The following is a 17,434-nucleotide window of genomic DNA, read 5'->3' as shown; positions in this document are numbered from 1 at the left end:
GGGCTGGTCGTTGTTCTCATAAGAAAAACCGGGGGCCGCGGAAGATGTAATACAAGCGCTGGCCGAAGGTTCGGACGACCCGCCCGACGCCTGAACTGGTCCGCCGGACCCGCCGCCGCGTGGCGCGGACGGCGGTCTGCCCGGCCTGCACCGCGCCGCGCGTCAGGTAGGACCCCGCCTGGACCACGCCCGTGCCGACGGCGACCACGGGCTGCACCACGATCGTGTCGGCGACCCGTGCGGTCAGGTCCACGGCCGAGTTGATTCCGCGGGCGATGGCGTCCCAGAACCCGGGCTGGTCCGCGGCCCCGGGCTGCGCCCCGGAGCGGATCAGCCCCTTAAGCTGCGGCAGGAGATCTTTGGTGAACAGGTCCCGGACATCGGTCAGGAAGCCGGCCATACGCTCGCCGAGCGAGCGGCGCTCCTCCTCGGCGTTCCAGCCGCGGAAGGCCATGCAGCGGTCCATGGCCGCATGGCCGGTGATCGAGGTCATCAGCCCCGCGCCGAGCCCCTGTCCGATGCCCTCGACCACGCGGCCGACCAGCGGCACCTCGGAGAGCAGGCTCGCGAAGAGCCGCCGGGTCACGTTCAGGGCGTTGACCGTGGCCACGGTGACCAGGATGTCCCGGAGGATGCGCCACGAGTCGCCGGGCGCGGGGCGGCCGTGGTAGATCCGGACCACGCGGCCGGCCATGGCGAGATTGCGGTAGGTCACCACGACCAGGTCGAGGGCCTGGTACGGGCTCAAGGTCACGCCCAGCATCACGTCGCGGACGCTGTGCCGGACCTCGGCGGACGCCTTCTCGTTCAGCGCGGCCAGGGCCGGGAGCACGACTTGTTCCTCGGTTTTCAGGATTTGCCGCGCCAGATCCTCGTTCAGCGGGTGGGCGCCGAGCACGTCCCGGATGTCGCGGGCGCCGGCCAGGAGGGTCCCCTGCCGGTCGGGCTCCAGGTGGGGGTTGCGGGCCAGGTGATAGAGGTAGTCGGTCAGATACCGAAGGTAGGCGCGCATTCGGGCATGATCCGGCTCCCGTCCCGTTACCCGAGGGGGGCGGGGGATGGGGGGGTGCTGGCGCAACAGCCAGAGAATGTAGGACAGGATGGAGACCAGCGTCAGGACCACGATCCACGAGTAGATATCGGCCCACAGCGGGCGGATCCGGTAGAGCAGGATGTAGAACCGGAGCAGTTCCCCGCCCAGAAGCATGAGCAGGACGCCCGCCAGAAGGATCGCCAGCCGGGAACCCAGTTTGATCAGCCCTTGGATCATGTTTGTCCAGTAAAACCGTCGGCAAAGACTAGGCCGACACCGCCTCCCACTCAAGCCTATTCGCGCAACCTGAATCTTCAGTGAAGGATGGGATCTGAAGGGTGGCACGGCCGTCCCGGCCGTGAACATCAAGGGCGAGACGCCTTTCACCGGATCGTACAGAAAAGTCACACGCGCCAAGGATTCAGACGTGCAAGGACACCCCTTCCACCTCTTCTCTGTCCCTAGCCTTTTCTGTTCTCTGTCCCCCCTGTCTCCCCCCTGTCCCCCGCTTCTTTGTCCCCGCTCTCTGTCCCTTGCTGTATCTCTGTCCCCGCGAGTATCACCCCCATGGGTATATTTTTGTTGACATTCGTATAGCGATGGCTGAATTGCCGTTGACGCCCGCATTGGGAGGGCTACATTGGCGGGTACAGAGGGAACCACATAGGGGACAGACTCTGATCCGAATCCGGTGCCTGGCACTGAATTGGCCGGTGGCTATTAATATATCCTGTTTATTGACAAGGTGATGTGTTTGTGGGAGAGCTGAAAATCCATTTTGACAATGCGCGGGAGGCCCAGGACATTACGGGCAAGCGCTTTGAGTACCTGGCCCGCATCGAGGAGGCGCTGGGCGTCCGCCTGACGGCGCGGGACACGTGGCTGCAGGCGGAAGGCGATCCGGAGAAAGCGGCGGCGGCTCTACGTTTTGTGGAGCTTCTGCGCAGTGCGCGGAACGCCGGCATCGGGCTCCGCGAGCACACGGTCCTGTTTGCCCTCCGCGCGTTTCAGGAGGGGAGAGAGCAGGAACTGGCCCGGCTGCATGCCTGCCGCATAGATGTCAGCCCGGGCAAGTCGCCGATTTTCCCCCGCACCTTCGGCCAGCAGTCCTACGTGGAGGCGATTCGCGGCACCGACATCTCCTTCGGGATCGGCCCGGCCGGCACGGGCAAGACGTACCTGGCGATGGCCATGGCCGTGTCCACCCTGCTGCGCAACGAGGTCAGCCGCATCATCCTGACCCGGCCCGCGGTCGAGGCCGGCGAGGCGCTGGGCTTCCTGCCCGGCGACATGCACCAGAAGGTGCTGCCCTACCTGCGCCCGCTTTACGACGCCCTCTACGACATGATGACGCCCGACGACATCGAGCGGAACATGCTCCGCGGGATCATCGAGGTCGCCCCGCTGGCCTACATGCGCGGCCGCACGCTCAACCACGCGTTCGTGATCCTCGATGAGGCCCAGAACACGACGCCGGAGCAGATGCTGATGTTCCTGACGCGCCTGGGCTTCGACTCGAAGTGCGTCATCACCGGCGACCTGACGCAGGTGGACCTGCCACCCTACAAGACCTCCGGCCTGCTCGAGGCCCGGCGCACGCTCCGCGGCGTGGACGGCATCGCCATCATTGAGCTGACCGATTCCGACGTGGTCCGGCACGAGCTGGTGCAGAAGATCATCCAGGCCTACCGCGAGGCCCGCGAGGCCGCTCCGCCGCCCGCGGAGCAGGAGGCGGCGAAATGATTTTTTCCCGGGGCAAGGGCCGGGCGTTCCGGCGCGCCGAGTCCCTGGCCGCGCGCAAGACCGCGCGCGCCCGGATCCCGACGCTCCCGCTGCTGCTGGGCCTTCTGCTCTGGGTCTCGGCCCTCGTGCTGCTGAACCTGACGCCGGACCGGCCGTTCAGCGGCCTGACGCCCGGCCAGCGCGCGCCGCTGACGGTCGTGGCCCAGGTGGACTTCAAGTGCGAGGACCTTGCGCGCACGGACCTGAACCGGCAGCAGGCGCTGGCGTCCGTGCCGCCTTCGTTTACCGTGGACTCCGCCCCCCTGCATACCGCTTCGCGTGCGCTGGACAAGTTCGTGGAGCGTCTCGTGGCCGAGCGCGAACGGCAGGCCGCCGCGCCGAAGCCGGATTCGGACGCCCTTGCTCGATCCGTCGGCGGCGTGCTCGACCTGCTGGGTCTTCCGCTGACGCCGGACCAGGCACTGGCCCTCTTCCCGCCGGAGGCGGAGGACGCTGTCCGGGAAGCCATCAAGAAGAGCGCGCGCGACGTCTGGGGCCGCGGCATCGTGTCCCCGGAGGACCGGGATTCCGCCTTCCAGGGGTTGGCCACCGCCGGGTCCATCGGCCTCCAATCCTCCGACGGCCTGTGGAAAAGCCCGGTGCGCCTGAACGAACTGCTGCTGCCCTCCGATGCGCTGGCGGCCGCGCTTGAGCGCATGCCCGAGAAGGCTGGGGAGACGGTCCTTCCGCGCCCGGCCCTTGAGGCGCTGCTGAAGCCGTGGTTTGTGCCGAACCTGGTCTACGACCGCCGGACGACCACGGAGCAGCGCCGGGTCGCGGCGCAAGCCGTGGAGCCGGTGATGGCCCGCGTGACGACGGGGACGATGCTGGTCGAGGCCGGCGAGCCGGTGACCCCCCAGGTGCTCGAGTATCTCCAGAAGCACGAGCAGCGCCGCCGGCAGTTGGAGTCGCCCTACGACCTGCTGTTGAAGCAGATCGGCAACGCGGGGCTGTTGATGGGCGCGCTGATCGTGTGCGCGGGGCTGCTGCATGTCTGGGCTCCGGCGTTGCCTTTGAATCCCCGGCATCTTCTGTTGCTGATCGTGATCTCCCTGGTTTCCCTGGCGCCGACCCGGTTGGTGGTGAACGTCGTCGGCCGCACGGGGCTGCTCTCGCCGACGCTGATCGAGTTCGTCCTGCCGCTGTCGCTGTCGCCGCTGCTGGCGGTGATCCTGCTCGGCGTCCCGGCCGCGGTGATCGTCGGCGCGTGGAACAGCCTGGTCATGGCGATCCTGTTCGACCATAGCTTCAGCGTGCTGATCCTGGGCCTGCTGGTCAGCGTCGTGGCCACGCTGGCGGCGCGCGACGTGCGCAAGCGCTCCCGGATCTACCGGGCCGGTGCGCTGATCGGGCTGGCCGAGGTGCTCGTGGCCATCGCCTTCGCGGCCATCCACGGCGTGCCGGGACCCGTGCTGCTGATCCAGGCCGGAACCGGCCTCGTCGGCGGCATGGTTTACGCGTTGCTGACCATTCTGCTGATCCCCCTGCTGGAATGGGCGTTTCGCGTGACGACCAACCTGACGCTCCTCGAACTCTGCGACTTGAGCCATCCTTTGCTGCAGCGCCTGGCGATGGAGGCGCCCGGCACCTACCAGCACAGCATCGTGGTCGCCAACCTGGCCCAGGAGGCCGCCCAGAAGGTCGGCGCCAACGCCCTGCAGGTCCGTGCCGCCGCCTACTTCCACGACATCGGCAAGCTCGCCAAGCCCGAGTTCTTCATCGAAAACATGCGCCCCGGCGCGAATCCGCACGATGCCTTGGCGCCCCGCATGAGCAGCCTGATCATCACGTCCCATGTCAAGGAAGGGCTGGGCCTCGCCCGGCGCTATCGCATCCCCGCCACCGTGGCGGCCGGCATCGAGCAGCACCACGGCAATGGTCTGGTCTCCTACTTCTACCACCGCGCCCGCCAGCAGAAGGAGGAGGGCGAGGGCAACGGGTCGGCCGAGTCGGCGGTGCCCGACCAGGAATTCCGATACGGCGGCCGCCGCCCGCAGACCCGCGAGATGGCGATCCTCGCCCTCGCGGATTCCGTCGAGGCGGCCGCCCGCACGCTGGAATCACCCACGCCCGCTCGAATCGAAAACCTGGTCAACGATATCGCCGCCGGCAAGCTCCGCGACGGGCAGTTCGACGAATGCCCGCTGACGCTCGGCGACCTCGGCGCGATCCGGCGCTCGTTCGTCTTTACGCTGGCCAACATGATGCACTTGCGCGTCGCCTATCCCCCCGATGAAACCAAGTCTCCACAACCGGCAGAGCCGGATCTCTCTGAAGATGCGGAATCTGAAGAGGCTGATCCTGAACCTGGCCGGCCGGATCAACCGTGATGCCGGTCGGTCGCCCTGGCGCGAATTGACCGTTCTCTTTACGGACGACGAGGGCATTGTCCCCGTCAATATCGCGTGCTTCGGAAAGGCCTGGCCCACCGACGTCATCACCCAGCCCTACGCCTCGCCGCCGGGCGGCGAGGTGATTGTCAACGTCGAGCGCGCCCTGGCCGTCGGCGGGCCCGGCCCTCGGGGCGAGGCGGAACTCGCGCTCTACATCGCCCACGGCCTCCACCACCTGGCCGGGGCGGTGGACCATACCCCCGCCCAGCGCCGCGCCATGCTGCGGCAGGAACGGGCCTGGCTGCGCGCGGCGGGACGGGCCGGCTTGCTGGACAACCTGTGGAGGGCGGCCGGCCCCGGCCGCCGCTGAACTACCCAAGGTCCAAACCCGGCAACCGCACCTGGCAGCCGGGGCAGCGGCCGCCGCGGATGTCGTTGCGCAGGACCTTGAACCCGACCCGTTCGACCAGCACGCGCCGGCAGGAGGGGCAGAGGGTCGAGGCGCCCTCGTGGCCCGGCAGGTTCGCCAGGTACACGTAATGAAGGCCTTCCTTGATCGCCGCCTCGCGCGCCTGCTCCAGCGTCTCGCGCGGTGTCGGCGGCAGGTGCTTGAGCTTGTACGCCGGCGCGAAGCGCAGGAAGTGCAGCGGGATGTCCGGGCTCAAGCCCGCCAGCGATCGCGCGATCGCGCGGATCCCCTCCGGCCGGTCGTTCATCGTCGGCACGATCAGGTTGACCACCTCGATCCAGCGGCCGGACTGCGCGATGGCCCGGATGGTCTGCCACACGCTGTCGCGCGGGCACGCGACGACGTCCCGGTAGAACTTCTCGTCGGCGCCCTTCAGGGTCACGCTGAACGCCGCGCCGCACTCCAGCAGGGCCGCGAGCGGTTTCGCGTGGATGAACCCGCCCGTGACGACCGCGCAGCGCAGGCCGCGCCGCACGGCCAGACGCGCGATGTCCAGGGCATACTCGAGGTAGGCGACAGGCTCGGTGTAGGAGAAGGTGATCCATTTCAGGCCGCGGGAGGCGGCCCGATCCACGAGGCCCTCCGGGGACAGGCTCATGTTCCGCGTCTCCCACGGGCCGCATTGCGCGAATTCCCAGTTCTGGCAGTAGAGGCAGCGCAGGTTGCAGCCCGCCGTCCCGATGCCGAGCGCCTCCTGGCCGGGGGTGACGTGGTAAAGCGGGTTTTTTTCCAGCGCGTCCTGGAACACGACGCAGGGCCGGCCGTAGGTCATCGAGTAAAGCCGTCCGCCCAGGTTGATCCGCGTGCGGCAGGCGGTGACGCCGCCCTCGGGGCACACGCACTCGTTGGGGCAGGTCAGGCAGCGGGTGCGGCCGTCGCCGGCCGGCTCCCAGAAGAACGCCTCGCGCAGGTCGCCGGCCGCGGCCCAGCGCGCGGCGCGACGGTCCTGGGCGAACGCGGGGCAGGGGAGCGCGGCGCCGAGGGCCGCGCCCAGCCCGCCGCACGCGCAACGGCCGAGGAACTGCCGTCGGGTGAGCCGGTTTTTCATTTTGCCAGCGCTGCGATCAGGTCTACGCCTGCGTCCGTGAAAAGCAGCTCGGCGCCCGGCCCGAGCACCGGTACCGGTTCGCCCCGGGCGTACTTGGTCCCGTAGGCCGTCTCGCGCGGGGCCGAGCGGCGAGGACTCATATCGGCGACCAGGTCGCGCAGTTGCCTGCGGAACTCGCCTTGGCTCATGCCGCGGGCCTGTTCGAGGACATCCTGCGCTCGCTCGGCTTCCGTGGGAATATCCACGCCCATGTCCTCCTCCTGTCCGACGCACTCGCGCACGAATCGGTCGGCCAGGTCGTGCCCCTCGCGCTGAAATTGCGCCGGCGACATCTTCCTGGCCTGTTCAAGGGTCTGCAGGGCCAGCCGGTGCTGACGGCGGGCGGGCATTGGGCCGCCCTGGTCCGGCGAGGGCGGGTTCGCGGCCGCGGCGAACATGGCCGACTGGCCCGCGGTCAGGATTCGCTCCGCCTCCTGCTCGTACGGATGCAGTGCGGAGAACATGTCCTGTTCGTAGATCATCTTCACCGAATGGTGCCAGTGCTGGCAGGTCTGCTCGGTCTCCGGCGCGGGGTGGCCGTTTGCCAGTTCGGCCCGGAGTTGCCGGTAATCGGCCAGGGCCCGGCTCTTCACTTCGTTGGCGCGGGCGTGGACCTCGGCGCGGGCGTCGCGGGCGGACCGGGCGACGGGCAGCAGGCGGTTCGCCTGCTCCTTTGTAAGGTCCAGCCCCGCCAGCAGTCCGACCGCCTTCAGCCGTTGCGCGTTGTCCCGCGTTTCGTCGGGCCGGGCTGCCGTGGCCCACCGCGGGGCGACGGCCGGGGCCGGCGTGTTCGCGCGTTCCCGCACGATGTCGAGGCAGCCGGGATTGAGCACGTACATGCCGATCCGCTTGAGCTGTTCGTCGCTCGAGGCCGGGCGCTCGTCGACCGGGATCAGGCGGCACAGGATGTCCTCTTTTTCCAGTTCGAGGTCCACGTCGTTCAACGAGCGGATGCGCGGCAGTTCCTGGTCGAGGGCGGTCTCGATTTCCTTCCGCACGCCGGCCTCCGCCTCCTTGCTGTATTTCACACGGCGTTTCTGAAGCACGTAGTGCGTCAGGATCTCGACCGCGCGTTCGCGGGCCTCGTCGAGCCGGAACTCGGGCGCTTCGCGAAGGCGTTTCAGGATCGGCTCTCCGACCCCGAGGTGGTTTTCCGCCTGGCCGACGCGCACCGGGTCGCGGAAGTCGCCGGGCGGGATGAAGCACGGCGTGAAACGGTCGAGGATTTCCGCCTGCGCGGGCGTCAGCAGGTCGTAGACCTCCTGCGCCAGGCGGCGCATCTGCCGCTCCCGCTCTTCGCGCTCATTCTGAATGTCCTTGAGCTCTGCGGGCGGACGCGGAGCCCGGCCCGTCGTCTTGTCGTGGCCCGCGAGCCGCACCAGGGCCTTGGCGTCGCCGTACCGCCGGACCAGCGACTCGACGCGGGCGGCGGTTTCCGCCTCCACGCGTTCCATCTCGACGAGGCGGGCGGCCAGGCCGGCGTTCTGGTCCTGGGTCAGGAACAGCCCGTTCAGCAGGTACAGCGAAGGGATGTCGCGTTCGAGCTTGCGGAATTCCGCATCCTCTCCGGCCCCGGCGGTCGCCGCCAGGAGCGTCGCGACCACGAGAATGCCCGGGACACAGCGCGTCGTCATAACCGGCCTCCTTCCGTCTCATACTCCTACTACGTGCGAGCCGTCGATCCTATTGTGCGGCCTTCGGGCCCCTGCAGGGCCCCAGAGACCGCCTCGCGATGCTACTCTCACACTTAGCGAAGTGTGAGAATGACGAAAATCAATATAACGCTTTTATAATACGATCTTAACACTGAAATTTCTAGTCGTGATTATAACTAACCTATTATCACACTTCGAAAAGTGTGAGCATGGGTGGTTGGCGGGGGAAAGGGGCCTTGGCGGGACCAGCCCCGCCTCGCCGGTGGCTTCCGCCTGTGGCGGCCTTCATGAAGCGCGGGCTATCAGAAAAGTGGGCCCGAGCCGGCCCTGCCTTTCCACTTGCTCCGCGGGTTCGGCCCTGTAAGGTATCCGGTGGAAAGAGCCGGGCACCATGTTCAGAAAAATCATGCGGGCGTTGCGCAACAACATCCTCACCGGTCTGTTCCTGGTCGCCCCCATCGCGGTCGCGGTCTTCGTGGTGATGTGGCTGTTCACGCTCATCACCGACCGCGTCATGCCCCTGGTGCCGCGAAAGGTCGGGGAGGTCTACCCGGAGATCATCTTCCGCCTGATCGCTCTTCTCCTTTTCCTGGCCGTGCTCTTCCTCCTCGGCCTGCTCATCCGGAACATAATCGGCGCGCGGCTGTACCGCATCGGCGACGCCATCCTGTCGCGCATCCCGGTGTTCAACAAGATCTACATCTCCATGCGCCAGATCGGCGAGGCCCTGCTGGCCCAGAGCCAGACGCTGTTCCAGGAGGTCGTGCTCGTGGAGTATCCGCGGAAGGGCATCTACTCGATGGGCTTCGTGACCACCCCCGTGCCGCCGGAATTCACGGGGAACCTGCCGGCCGAGGTTCGCGCCACGCTGGTGGCCGTGTTCATCCCGACCACGCCGAACCCCACCTCCGGCTTGCTGATCTTCGTGCCCAAAAACGAGACCTACGATCTCCCCATCAGCGTCGGCGACGCCATGAAGCTGGTCGTCTCCGGCGGCACGGTCTACCCGGGCGGCCCCGGCCGGGTGGACGAGCGCCCCACGTTCCTCGACAAGTTGCAGAAATGGGCGGAGCGCGAGGGTCGGCTTGATTCGGAATCCGGCGCCGGACCTTCATGATCGTCAAGACGACAGCCCTCGTGCTGCGCTGTTATCCCTTCTCCAACACCTCCCGGATCGTGTCCTGGCTGACGCCGGACCAGGGCCGGATCATGACGATGGTCAAGGGCAGCCAGCGCCCGCGCAGCGCGTTCCTCGGTCAGTATGACCTCTTCTACACGTGCGAACTGGTGTTCCACCGCCGCGATCGCGGGGGGCTGCACATCGCCCGCGAGTGCGCGCCGCTGAAGACTCGCCCGCGCCTGCGCCGCGACTGGAAGGCCGCGGCCACGGCGTCCTATATCACCGGCCTGACGGCCCGGGCCGTCCCGCCCGAGGCGCCGCAGGCGGGCCTGTTCTCGCTGCTGGATTCCGCCCTGGATCACCTGGAGGCGGCCGGGAGCGGCGAGGCCTTCGTGTTCTGGTTCGAACTGCGACTACTGGAGCAACTGGGCCTGTCCCCGCGGCTGCGGCAGTGCGCGGCGTGCGGAGGGGAGTTGTCCCCGCGGCGCGCGGATTTCGTCGCGGCCCGTGGCGGCCTGCTCTGCGCGGATTGCGCCGGGAAGACCGCCGGCGAGCCCCGGCCGCGCGTCGGGGGCGATATCCTGGGCATGCTCGCCGCCTGGCAGCAGGCCCGGGCGCCGCAGGGGCCGCTCCGCACCCGGTGCGGCGCGCGGCAGAAGGCGGCGATCGAGGCGTTGCTGGGGGGATTTCTGGTCTACCATCTCGACCTGCAGCCCGTCGGCCGGCGCGAGGCGCTCGACGTCCTGGCCCGGCGGGTGGCATGAGGCGGGGGCGTCGCGCCCCCGCGTCACGTCCCGTGCAGCAGATCCCAGAGCGCTTCGAGGGAAACGGGCGTCACCTGGGTTTTGCCGAGCACGGGCATGAAGTTCGTGTCGCCGCTCCAGCGCGGGACGATGTGCAGGTGCACGTGGTCCTTCAGCCCCGCGCCCGCCGCCTCGCCGATGTTCAGGCCGAGGTTGAAGCCATGCGGCTGGATGGATTTCTGCAGGAGATCGAGCGAGCGGATCGCCAGGCGCATCATCTCGTTCAACTCGGCCGGCTTCAGGCCCTGGAGCGTTGCGACGTGCCGAAGCGGTGCGATCATCAGGTGCCCGCCGGTGTACGGATAGCGGTTGAGGACCACCGCGCAGGTCCGGCCGCGGATCACCACGCCGTTCTCCCGGTCGGCGCGGGAGCGCAGGCCCTTGCACAGGAAACAACCGCTCTCCCGCGGCCGCTTGATGTATTCCATTCGCCACGGGGCCCAGAGGATATGCCGCGGATCTTTCTTCTTCGCCATGTCGTCCCGCCTGGCTTGAACCCGACGCGAGCATAATCCGGGGCCGCGCGCGGTCAAGGCCTGTTTGCCGCCACGGGAGCGCTGTGAGTCTCGATGAAGACGGCCCCTGGTTCCGCCGGCAGAGCGGCGGAACGACAGAGGGTTGAAGGCCCGCGTTGTAGCTCCGGCGCTCTGCCGCCGGAGGGACGGGACTCGACGGCGGGACGGGGGGGGTGTTATGCTGCCCCGCGTTTGGGAAAGGTCGCCGCGTCGAGTCCGGGTTATGGCGAAAGAGCCCGAAAAAAAAGTGCTGGCCGGCCGTTATGAAATCCGGCGCCCGCTGGGCACCGGCGGCGTGGGGATGGTCTACCAGGCCTGGGACCTCCAGTTGCACCGCTTCGTGGCGGTCAAGCGCGTGAGGGTGCTCGACGACCTGGCGGAGGAAACCGCGATTACCGAGAAGCTCTGGCGCGAGGCCATGACCCTCGCCGCCATCCAGCATCCCAACATCCTGACCATTTACGACTTCGGCGTGGACGACGAGGGGCCGTACGTGATCATGGAGTACCTCGACGGCGAGGCGCTCGACCGCGTGATCCAGCGCGGGCCCGTGGATCGCGACTCCTTCGCCGAGGCGGCGCAGCAGATCCTGGAGGGGCTCATCGCCGCCCACCAGGCCGGCATGATCCACCGCGACCTCAAGCCGCAGAACATCATGCGCACACGGCTCCCCAGCGGCGGCTGGCAGTACAAGATCCTGGACTTTGGGCTCGCGCGGTTCGTGACCCAGCCGACCGTCCAGAGCATGGAGGGCAACACCTCGATCTACGGCTCCATTTTCTTCATCGCGCCCGAGCAGCTCAAGCACCTGCCCCTCGACGCGCGCACGGACATCTACTCCATCGGCTGCGTCTGCTACTACATGCTGGCCGGGCGCTATCCGTTCGAGGGCGACTCGATCCCGGCGGTGATCACCAGCCACATCGAGCACAACGTCAAGCCGCTCGGCGACTGGCGGCCGGACCTTCCGCCGTCGCTGTGCAACTGGGTCATGAAGGCCATCGCCTTCGACCCGCAGGAGCGGTGGGCCGGCGCCGCGGAGGCGCTGACCGCGTTGCGGAAAATGCTGCCCGGCACGGTGCGCACGACGACCATCAAGATCGTGACGCCGGCCCGCGGCCCGCAGATAGCCCCGCTGGGCGCGGAGGCCGTGCCGCCGACGACGGGCATGCTGAAGATCTCGCCGACCCGCAAAGCCGAACCCGCCGCCGGGGCGCCGCCGGGGCGCGGCGTCCTGCATCGCGCCCTGGTCTTTGTGATCCCGCTGGTCCTGCTGGCGGCGATCGTCACGGCCCTGGTCTGGCTCCGGCCGGCGCCGACCCCGCCGCCGGCGGATTCCGCCGGGCCCGCCCCGGATTCCGCCGCGAGCGCCGAGATCACCGCGTGGCCGCCCTACATTCCGGAGGAGCGCCGCCCCCTGGTCCAGCTCTACTTCAACCAGCTCCGCGACCTGCAGGGGTTCAAGTGGGGGAGCATCGGGACGATCATGGAGGCCCTCGCGTACGTCCAGTTCCGGGAGCAGTTCGATCCGAACCAGATCCAGCCCCTGCCCAACATCACCTTCCACGACGAGACCGGCCGGACGATGGGCGAACTGGACGTGGTGCTCTGGAACGTGCCGTCCAACCGCGCCGAGGTCGTGTACGAGGGGGTCATCACCGACAACCTGCGCCGCAACAAGGCCTCGAGCTGGACCCAGCTCAACAAGTTCCGGACCGCCGTCAAGGATCGAACCGTGCATCACTTTATGTACGGCCGGGACCCGGCGTGGAAATTTGACGTGTCCCAGTTCGACGAGGCCCGGTTCGGCCTCCTCGGCAGCCGCGGCGCCCTGGCCGAAGGCTACGAGTCCGAGGTGGACATCACCCGCGCCGAGGCCGAGTTCCTCCAGCGCCGCATCATCGAATACCAGAAGGCCCGCCCCAGCGGGACTTGATCCGCCTGCCGCCCTCCGCCGCGCCGCCAGCCGTTTGTCCGTGAAATAAACAATAATGTAATAGTACATGTTTATAAATACAATAATGTATTTATATTTTGGGATTTGGTTTTTGACACAAATTTATATCAGTTTCCGTATCAGCGTGTTGCGCTGTTTCTGCTGGCGCGGAGGCGTTTATTGGCACGGGCGCTGCTAAAGGCATGGCGCGTCATTCGCATGGGGCGGATGGGCCATTCGGAAGGAAAGGATCGCTTATGAAATGGAAGCGGTGGGCGGTGGGGGTGTTGTCTCTCGTGGTGTTGGGCGGCGCGGCGGGCGCGGCCCGGGCCCAGGAGGCGGCGCCGGTGTTCACGCAGGAGATGGCGGACGCGGTGGCGAACTACAAGGTCACGCTCGACACCCTCTGGGTGCTGATCGCGGCCTGCCTGGTGTTCTTCATGAACCTGGGATTCGCCATGGTGGAATCGGGGCTCTGCCGGGCGAAGAACACGGTGAACATCCTGGCGAAGAACTTCATCGTGTTCGGCATCGCCTCGCTGGCCTACTACGTGCTGGGCTGGGGGCTGATGTTCGGAGACGGCTCCGGGTTCGCCGGCCTCAAGGGCCTGTGGTTCGCCGCGGGGGCGGACAACAGCCCGGCGGCGGGCGACGCCTACCAGGGCGTGTACTCGGCGATCAGCTGGGCGACCGTCCCGTTCTGGGCGAAGTTCTTCTTCCAGCTTGTGTTCGCCGGCACGGCGGCGACGATCGTGTCCGGCGCCGTCGCCGAGCGGATCAAGTTCCACTCGTTCATGATCTTCTCCTTCATCCTGGTCGCCATCCTGTACCCGATCACGGGCCACTGGATCTGGGGCGGGGGCTGGCTGCAGAAGCTGGGCATGTGGGACTTCGCCGGCTCGACGGCGGTGCACTCGGTCGGCGGCTGGGCCGCGCTCGCGGGCGTCCTGTTGCTCGGCCCGCGGCTGGGCAAGTACCGGGCGGATGGCAAGCCGCGACCGGTCTTCGGCCATAACATGTCCACGACGGCGCTCGGCGTGTTCGTCCTGTGGTTCGGCTGGTTCGGATTCAACCCCGGCTCGACCATGGCCGCCGCCGCGGGGGATATCGCCCGGATCGCCGTGACGACCAACAGCGCGGCCGCCGCGGCGAGCTTGAGCGCGACGCTGATGGCCTGGCTGCTGCTGGGCAAGCCGGACCTCTCGATGATCCTGAACGGCTGCCTCGCGGGCCTGGTCGCCATCACGGCGCCCTGCGCGTTCGTCAGCGTGCCGATGTCCATCGTCATCGGCCTGATCGCCGGCGTGCTCGTCGTGCTCGCGGTGCTGTTCTTCGACCGGATGAAGATCGACGATCCCGTGGGCGCGCTCTCGGTCCACCTCGTCAACGGCGTATTCGGAACGCTGGCCGTCGGCCTGTTCGCGCAGGCGGACGTCATGCCGAACACGACGGGCAACGGCCTGTTCTTCGGCGGCGGCTTCTCGCTGCTCTGGCACCAGTTCATCGGCGTGGCGGCGGTCGGCGGCTTCACCTTCTTCATTGCGCTGGCGATCTGGGCGCTGATCAAGGTGACGCTCGGCCTGCGGGTGAGCGAGGACGAGGAACTGCGCGGCCTGGACATCGGCGAGCACGGCATGGAGGCCTACAGCGGCTTCCAGGTCTTCACCACGCAATGAGCCACGGAATCAAAGGAGAACGACCATGAAACTGATCATCGCCTATATCCAGCCCGAGCGGCTGAACGCGGTCAAGCAGGCCCTCTACGAGGCCGAGGTGTTCAAGATGTCCGTCACCAACGCCCTCGGGTGCGGCCAGCAGAAGGGCTACCACGAGAGCTACCGCGGCGCGGATGTCGAGGTGAACCTGCTCAAGAAAGTGCGCCTGGAGATCGCCGTGAACGACGGCTTCGTGAAGCCCACGCTGGACGCCATCATCAAGGGCGCCCGGACGGGGCGGATCGGGGACGGCAAGATCTTCGTCATGCCCCTGGAGGAATGCTACCGCATCCGCACGGGGGAGACCGGCTCTCCGGCCATCGGCTGATCGCTCCATCCAAGGCGGCGTCCCGGGTCCTCCACCCCGGGGCGCCGCCGTTTCGCCCGGCTACGGGGCGTCGCGCTCGATGCCGTCGCGCAGTTTCCGGTAGACTCCCGCGAAGCGGCCGCTGTTCCGGATGCCCTCGTCGGCCAGGGCGCGCGCGTCGGCGGTCCGGCCGGTCTTCAGGTACGACATGACCAGGGCCTGGTCGCAGGCGACGAGGTCCTCGGCGCGCATGCGCGGGCGCGCGGCGAGCAGGAACGGGATCGCCTCGGCCCACTCGCCGCGCAGTTGGTGCAGGCGGCCGACGTAGCGTTCCGTCAGCCCCGTTTTCGAGTCGCCGTGCGCGAGCAGGAAGACGCCCTGCGCGATCGCGCTCGCGGCGGTTTCGCGCTCGGTCGGCGACAGGCCGCCGGCGAGTTTCTCCCGGCAGGCGAGCGCGAAGTACACGTATTCGAGCTGCCACGAGGTGTACTCCGGTACCTGGCGCGCGGCGATGTCGTAGAGCGGCAGGGCCTCCGCCGTGCGGCCTTCCCGAAGCAGCACGCGCGCGATCATGGCCGTGATCGGCCGCAGCCCGCCCGCGTGTGGGCGCAGCGTCTGCCACTCCCGCGCCGCCGCGAGCACGCCGGGCGACATGCGCGCCTCCGTGGCGCGGCAGGCCGCGTCGTATCGCTGGAAGGCCGCCGGATTGGACCGCTTCATGAAGGGAACCCCGTAGAGCACCCGCAGCGTGTGGTTCACGCGGTACTCGTCGTACGGGTTGGCGCCCTGTCGCCGCGCCAGCTCGGCGTCGTCCGGCAGGCCCGCCAGCGCGCCGGGGTCCACGCGGAGAAGCCCCGGCATCCGCGTCATGGCTTCGGCCATCGCCCGCGCGGCGCGGGCCTGTCCGCGCAACGACAGGTGCACGTGGTCTTCGACGAGATCCCGGCCCGTGGCGCCGTCCGGGCTCTCCCGGCGGAAGAGTTCGGCGATATCGCAGAGCGCGGCTCCTTTTTCGCGCGCGGCCGCCCGGATCGCTTCCTCGGTCTGCGAGATCGGCCGCCAGGGGAGGGTGTCCAGGTCGCGGGCCTCGAGGGCGCGGCCCTTTTCGAAGGCCGCCTGCGCGGCCGGGTCCCCGCCGAGCGGGGCGAGGTCCGACTCGTTGGCGGCGGTGGTGCAAACGAGGGCCGGGACGCCGGCGGCCTTCGCGGCGTCCAGCATGGCGCCCAGGTTCGCGCGGAGGTTGCGGGCGGCGGCCGCGCGCAGGGGCGAGTCCGCGGGGATGGCCGCCCGGCCGATCATTTCCTCCATGAGCGTCATGCCTTCCCCCGGCTTCGCGTAGCGCCATTCGTCCAGCGCCTGGACGAGGGCGAGGCCGCGCAGGGCGCGCAGGACGCGGAGGGCGGACGGCGGGAGGGTGCCGGCCGTGTTGATGGAGCCGGTTCCGTACGCGCCGAAGAACTCGTTGTTGCCGATGTAAAAAATGAGCAGGTCGGGGTCGTAGTTCAGCGCGTCGCGGACGAGGTAGACCAGCGGGAAGCTGGCGACGGCGGTGGTCCCGAGGCTGATGACCTCGGCCTTTCTGTCCGTCCACGCGCTGTTGAGCATTTCCTGGAGGAACGCGGCCATGGAAAGATTGCGCGGTTGGGGATAGCCCTTCGCGGCGGATTCGCCGATGAGAAAGATGCGGACCGTCCCCGCCGGCTTCGGCATGACGAAGGTGGACTGATCCGCGTATCCCGGCCGGTCGGGGTTGGCGAAGAAATAAGGCTTGGACGCGGCCGGCTCGACGAGGCAGAGCGTTTCCCCGGACGGCAGCCGGCCGGCCTCGCGCAGGAACGCGGGATAGCCGCCCCGGCCGGAAAGCCTCAAGCCGGTTTCAATTGAAGCGAGGAGAAGAAAAGGAAGCGCTAAGGCCAGGATTCGGGAGAACCATCTCTTGCCCTGCGGCATCGGAGGCCGGCGCTTACGCGCGCCGGACTCGGCGCAGCGCGCCCAAACCGACCAACACGCCCACGCCCAGCAGCATCGCCGTCGAGGGCTCGGGAATGGTGTACATGCTCAAGCCGGTGGTGCCCGAGGATGTGTACTGCTGGTCCCATGCCGTGACGCTTACATTCGGATTCGACAGGGCATCGATGGCAGTGTCACCGCCGCCGCCGCCGGACGAGTAGGCGTCAAAGTAGAACGTGTCGTCGCCCGTAAGCCCCAACGAGGCGCGGGAAACGGTCATGGTGATCAGGCTCTGGACCCCACCGGAGAACGAGTAACTGGTCGGTGCGGCCGGGCCATCCCACGTAGCCCCGTTATAGCTCCAGAGTTGCGATCCGCCGCCCGCATCCACCCATGCACCGAGCCAGTAGTTCATGTCGCCGGAAGGCCCGTCGAGGTAAATCGGCCGGCCCCACCCGTCGCTGGTCGTGGTGCCCGCGCTGTCGCCGGTCGCAATGCCGACCATGAACTTGCCCCAGTCGGTGGTGGAGACGTCGCCGTTTACCGTCAGGGCGAAGATGATGTCCGAGGCGGTGTGGGAAACTTCCATGCTCACGATATCCAGCGTGCCCGCGCCGTTATTCAGGCCGGCGTCGATGTCGGACAGGGAATCGTTGTAGATCATCGACGCCTGGACGGCCGCCGCCGCGAGAAACGCGAACGCGAATGAAAGAAGCTTCATTGTATTCC

14 protein-coding genes are annotated in these 17,434 nt (G+C 67.9%); 8 read left to right on the top strand and 6 right to left on the bottom strand.

The genetic code is table 11. The features are described from left to right. Positions 1–16: 16 nt before the first annotated feature. Positions 17–1,270, bottom strand: a complete 1,254-nt coding sequence (locus KA248_06300) for a DUF697 domain-containing protein (protein ID MBP7829511.1) — start codon at positions 1,268–1,270, stop codon at positions 17–19. 519 nt (positions 1,271–1,789) lie between these two features. Here KA248_06300 and KA248_06295 point away from each other — a divergent pair. From KA248_06295 to KA248_06285, 3 genes are read left to right on the top strand one after another with little or no spacing between them, the layout of a single operon-like run. Then, positions 1,790–2,776, top strand: coding sequence for a PhoH family protein (locus KA248_06295; protein MBP7829510.1), 987 nt, complete (start codon positions 1,790–1,792; stop codon positions 2,774–2,776). Then, entirely contained in the window at positions 2,773–5,145 is a 2,373-nt protein-coding gene (locus KA248_06290; GenBank protein ID MBP7829509.1) for an HDIG domain-containing protein, read from the top strand. Before KA248_06295 ends, KA248_06290 begins: the two co-directional genes overlap by 4 nt. Beyond that, positions 5,093–5,518 (top strand): rRNA maturation RNAse YbeY, encoded by a 426-nt coding sequence (locus tag KA248_06285; GenBank protein ID MBP7829508.1) that lies wholly within the window; start codon positions 5,093–5,095, stop codon positions 5,516–5,518. The genes KA248_06290 and KA248_06285 overlap by 53 nt, the downstream gene beginning before the upstream one ends. Before the next feature lies 1 nt (position 5,519). On the opposite strand, the gene amrS is transcribed toward KA248_06285, so the two are convergent. Then, the gene (gene amrS, locus KA248_06280) at positions 5,520–6,665 is read right to left on the bottom strand and encodes an AmmeMemoRadiSam system radical SAM enzyme (protein MBP7829507.1); all 1,146 of its coding nucleotides are present in this window, start codon (positions 6,663–6,665) and stop codon (positions 5,520–5,522) included. Next, positions 6,662–8,338: a hypothetical protein gene (locus KA248_06275; protein ID MBP7829506.1), complete on the bottom strand. Its 1,677-nt coding sequence runs from the start codon at positions 8,336–8,338 to the stop codon at positions 6,662–6,664. Before KA248_06275 ends, amrS begins: the two co-directional genes overlap by 4 nt. A gap of 412 nt (positions 8,339–8,750) precedes the next feature. Between KA248_06275 and KA248_06270 the strand changes: the two genes are divergently transcribed. Then, positions 8,751–9,476 carry a DUF502 domain-containing protein gene (locus KA248_06270; protein MBP7829505.1) on the top strand — a complete coding sequence of 242 codons (726 nt, stop codon included), beginning with the start codon at positions 8,751–8,753 and terminating at the stop codon, positions 9,474–9,476. Next, the gene (gene recO, locus KA248_06265) at positions 9,473–10,243 is read left to right on the top strand and encodes a DNA repair protein RecO (GenBank protein MBP7829504.1); all 771 of its coding nucleotides are present in this window, start codon (positions 9,473–9,475) and stop codon (positions 10,241–10,243) included. The genes KA248_06270 and recO overlap by 4 nt, the downstream gene beginning before the upstream one ends. 23 nt (positions 10,244–10,266) lie before the next feature. On the opposite strand, the gene KA248_06260 is transcribed toward recO, so the two are convergent. Further along, positions 10,267–10,758: an HIT domain-containing protein gene (locus KA248_06260; GenBank protein ID MBP7829503.1), complete on the bottom strand. Its 492-nt coding sequence runs from the start codon at positions 10,756–10,758 to the stop codon at positions 10,267–10,269. Between the two features lie 262 nt (positions 10,759–11,020). Between KA248_06260 and KA248_06255 the strand changes: the two genes are divergently transcribed. From KA248_06255 to KA248_06245, 3 genes are all read left to right on the top strand, one after another. Beyond that, the gene (locus tag KA248_06255; protein ID MBP7829502.1) at positions 11,021–12,733 is read left to right on the top strand and encodes a protein kinase; all 1,713 of its coding nucleotides are present in this window, start codon (positions 11,021–11,023) and stop codon (positions 12,731–12,733) included. Between the two features lie 257 nt (positions 12,734–12,990). Further along, positions 12,991–14,409: an ammonium transporter gene (gene amt, locus KA248_06250; protein MBP7829501.1), complete on the top strand. Its 1,419-nt coding sequence runs from the start codon at positions 12,991–12,993 to the stop codon at positions 14,407–14,409. 25 nt (positions 14,410–14,434) lie between these two features. Continuing rightward, positions 14,435–14,776, top strand: a complete 342-nt coding sequence (locus KA248_06245) for a P-II family nitrogen regulator (GenBank protein ID MBP7829500.1) — start codon at positions 14,435–14,437, stop codon at positions 14,774–14,776. A 60-nt stretch (positions 14,777–14,836) separates the two neighbouring features. On the opposite strand, the gene KA248_06240 is transcribed toward KA248_06245, so the two are convergent. Further along, positions 14,837–16,624, bottom strand: a complete 1,788-nt coding sequence (locus KA248_06240) for a hypothetical protein (GenBank protein MBP7829499.1) — start codon at positions 16,622–16,624, stop codon at positions 14,837–14,839. 94 nt (positions 16,625–16,718) lie between these two features. Next, positions 16,719–17,426 carry a PEP-CTERM sorting domain-containing protein gene (locus KA248_06235; GenBank protein MBP7829498.1) on the bottom strand — a complete coding sequence of 236 codons (708 nt, stop codon included), beginning with the start codon at positions 17,424–17,426 and terminating at the stop codon, positions 16,719–16,721. Positions 17,427–17,434: the final 8 nt, after the last annotated feature.

Source organism: Kiritimatiellia bacterium, from assembly GCA_018001225.1.
Lineage (GTDB): Bacteria > Verrucomicrobiota > Kiritimatiellia > CAIQIC01 > JAGNIJ01 > JAGNIJ01.
The sequence above is the reverse complement of the archived record's forward strand: the minus strand, read 5'-3'. Positions and strand labels throughout refer to the sequence as shown.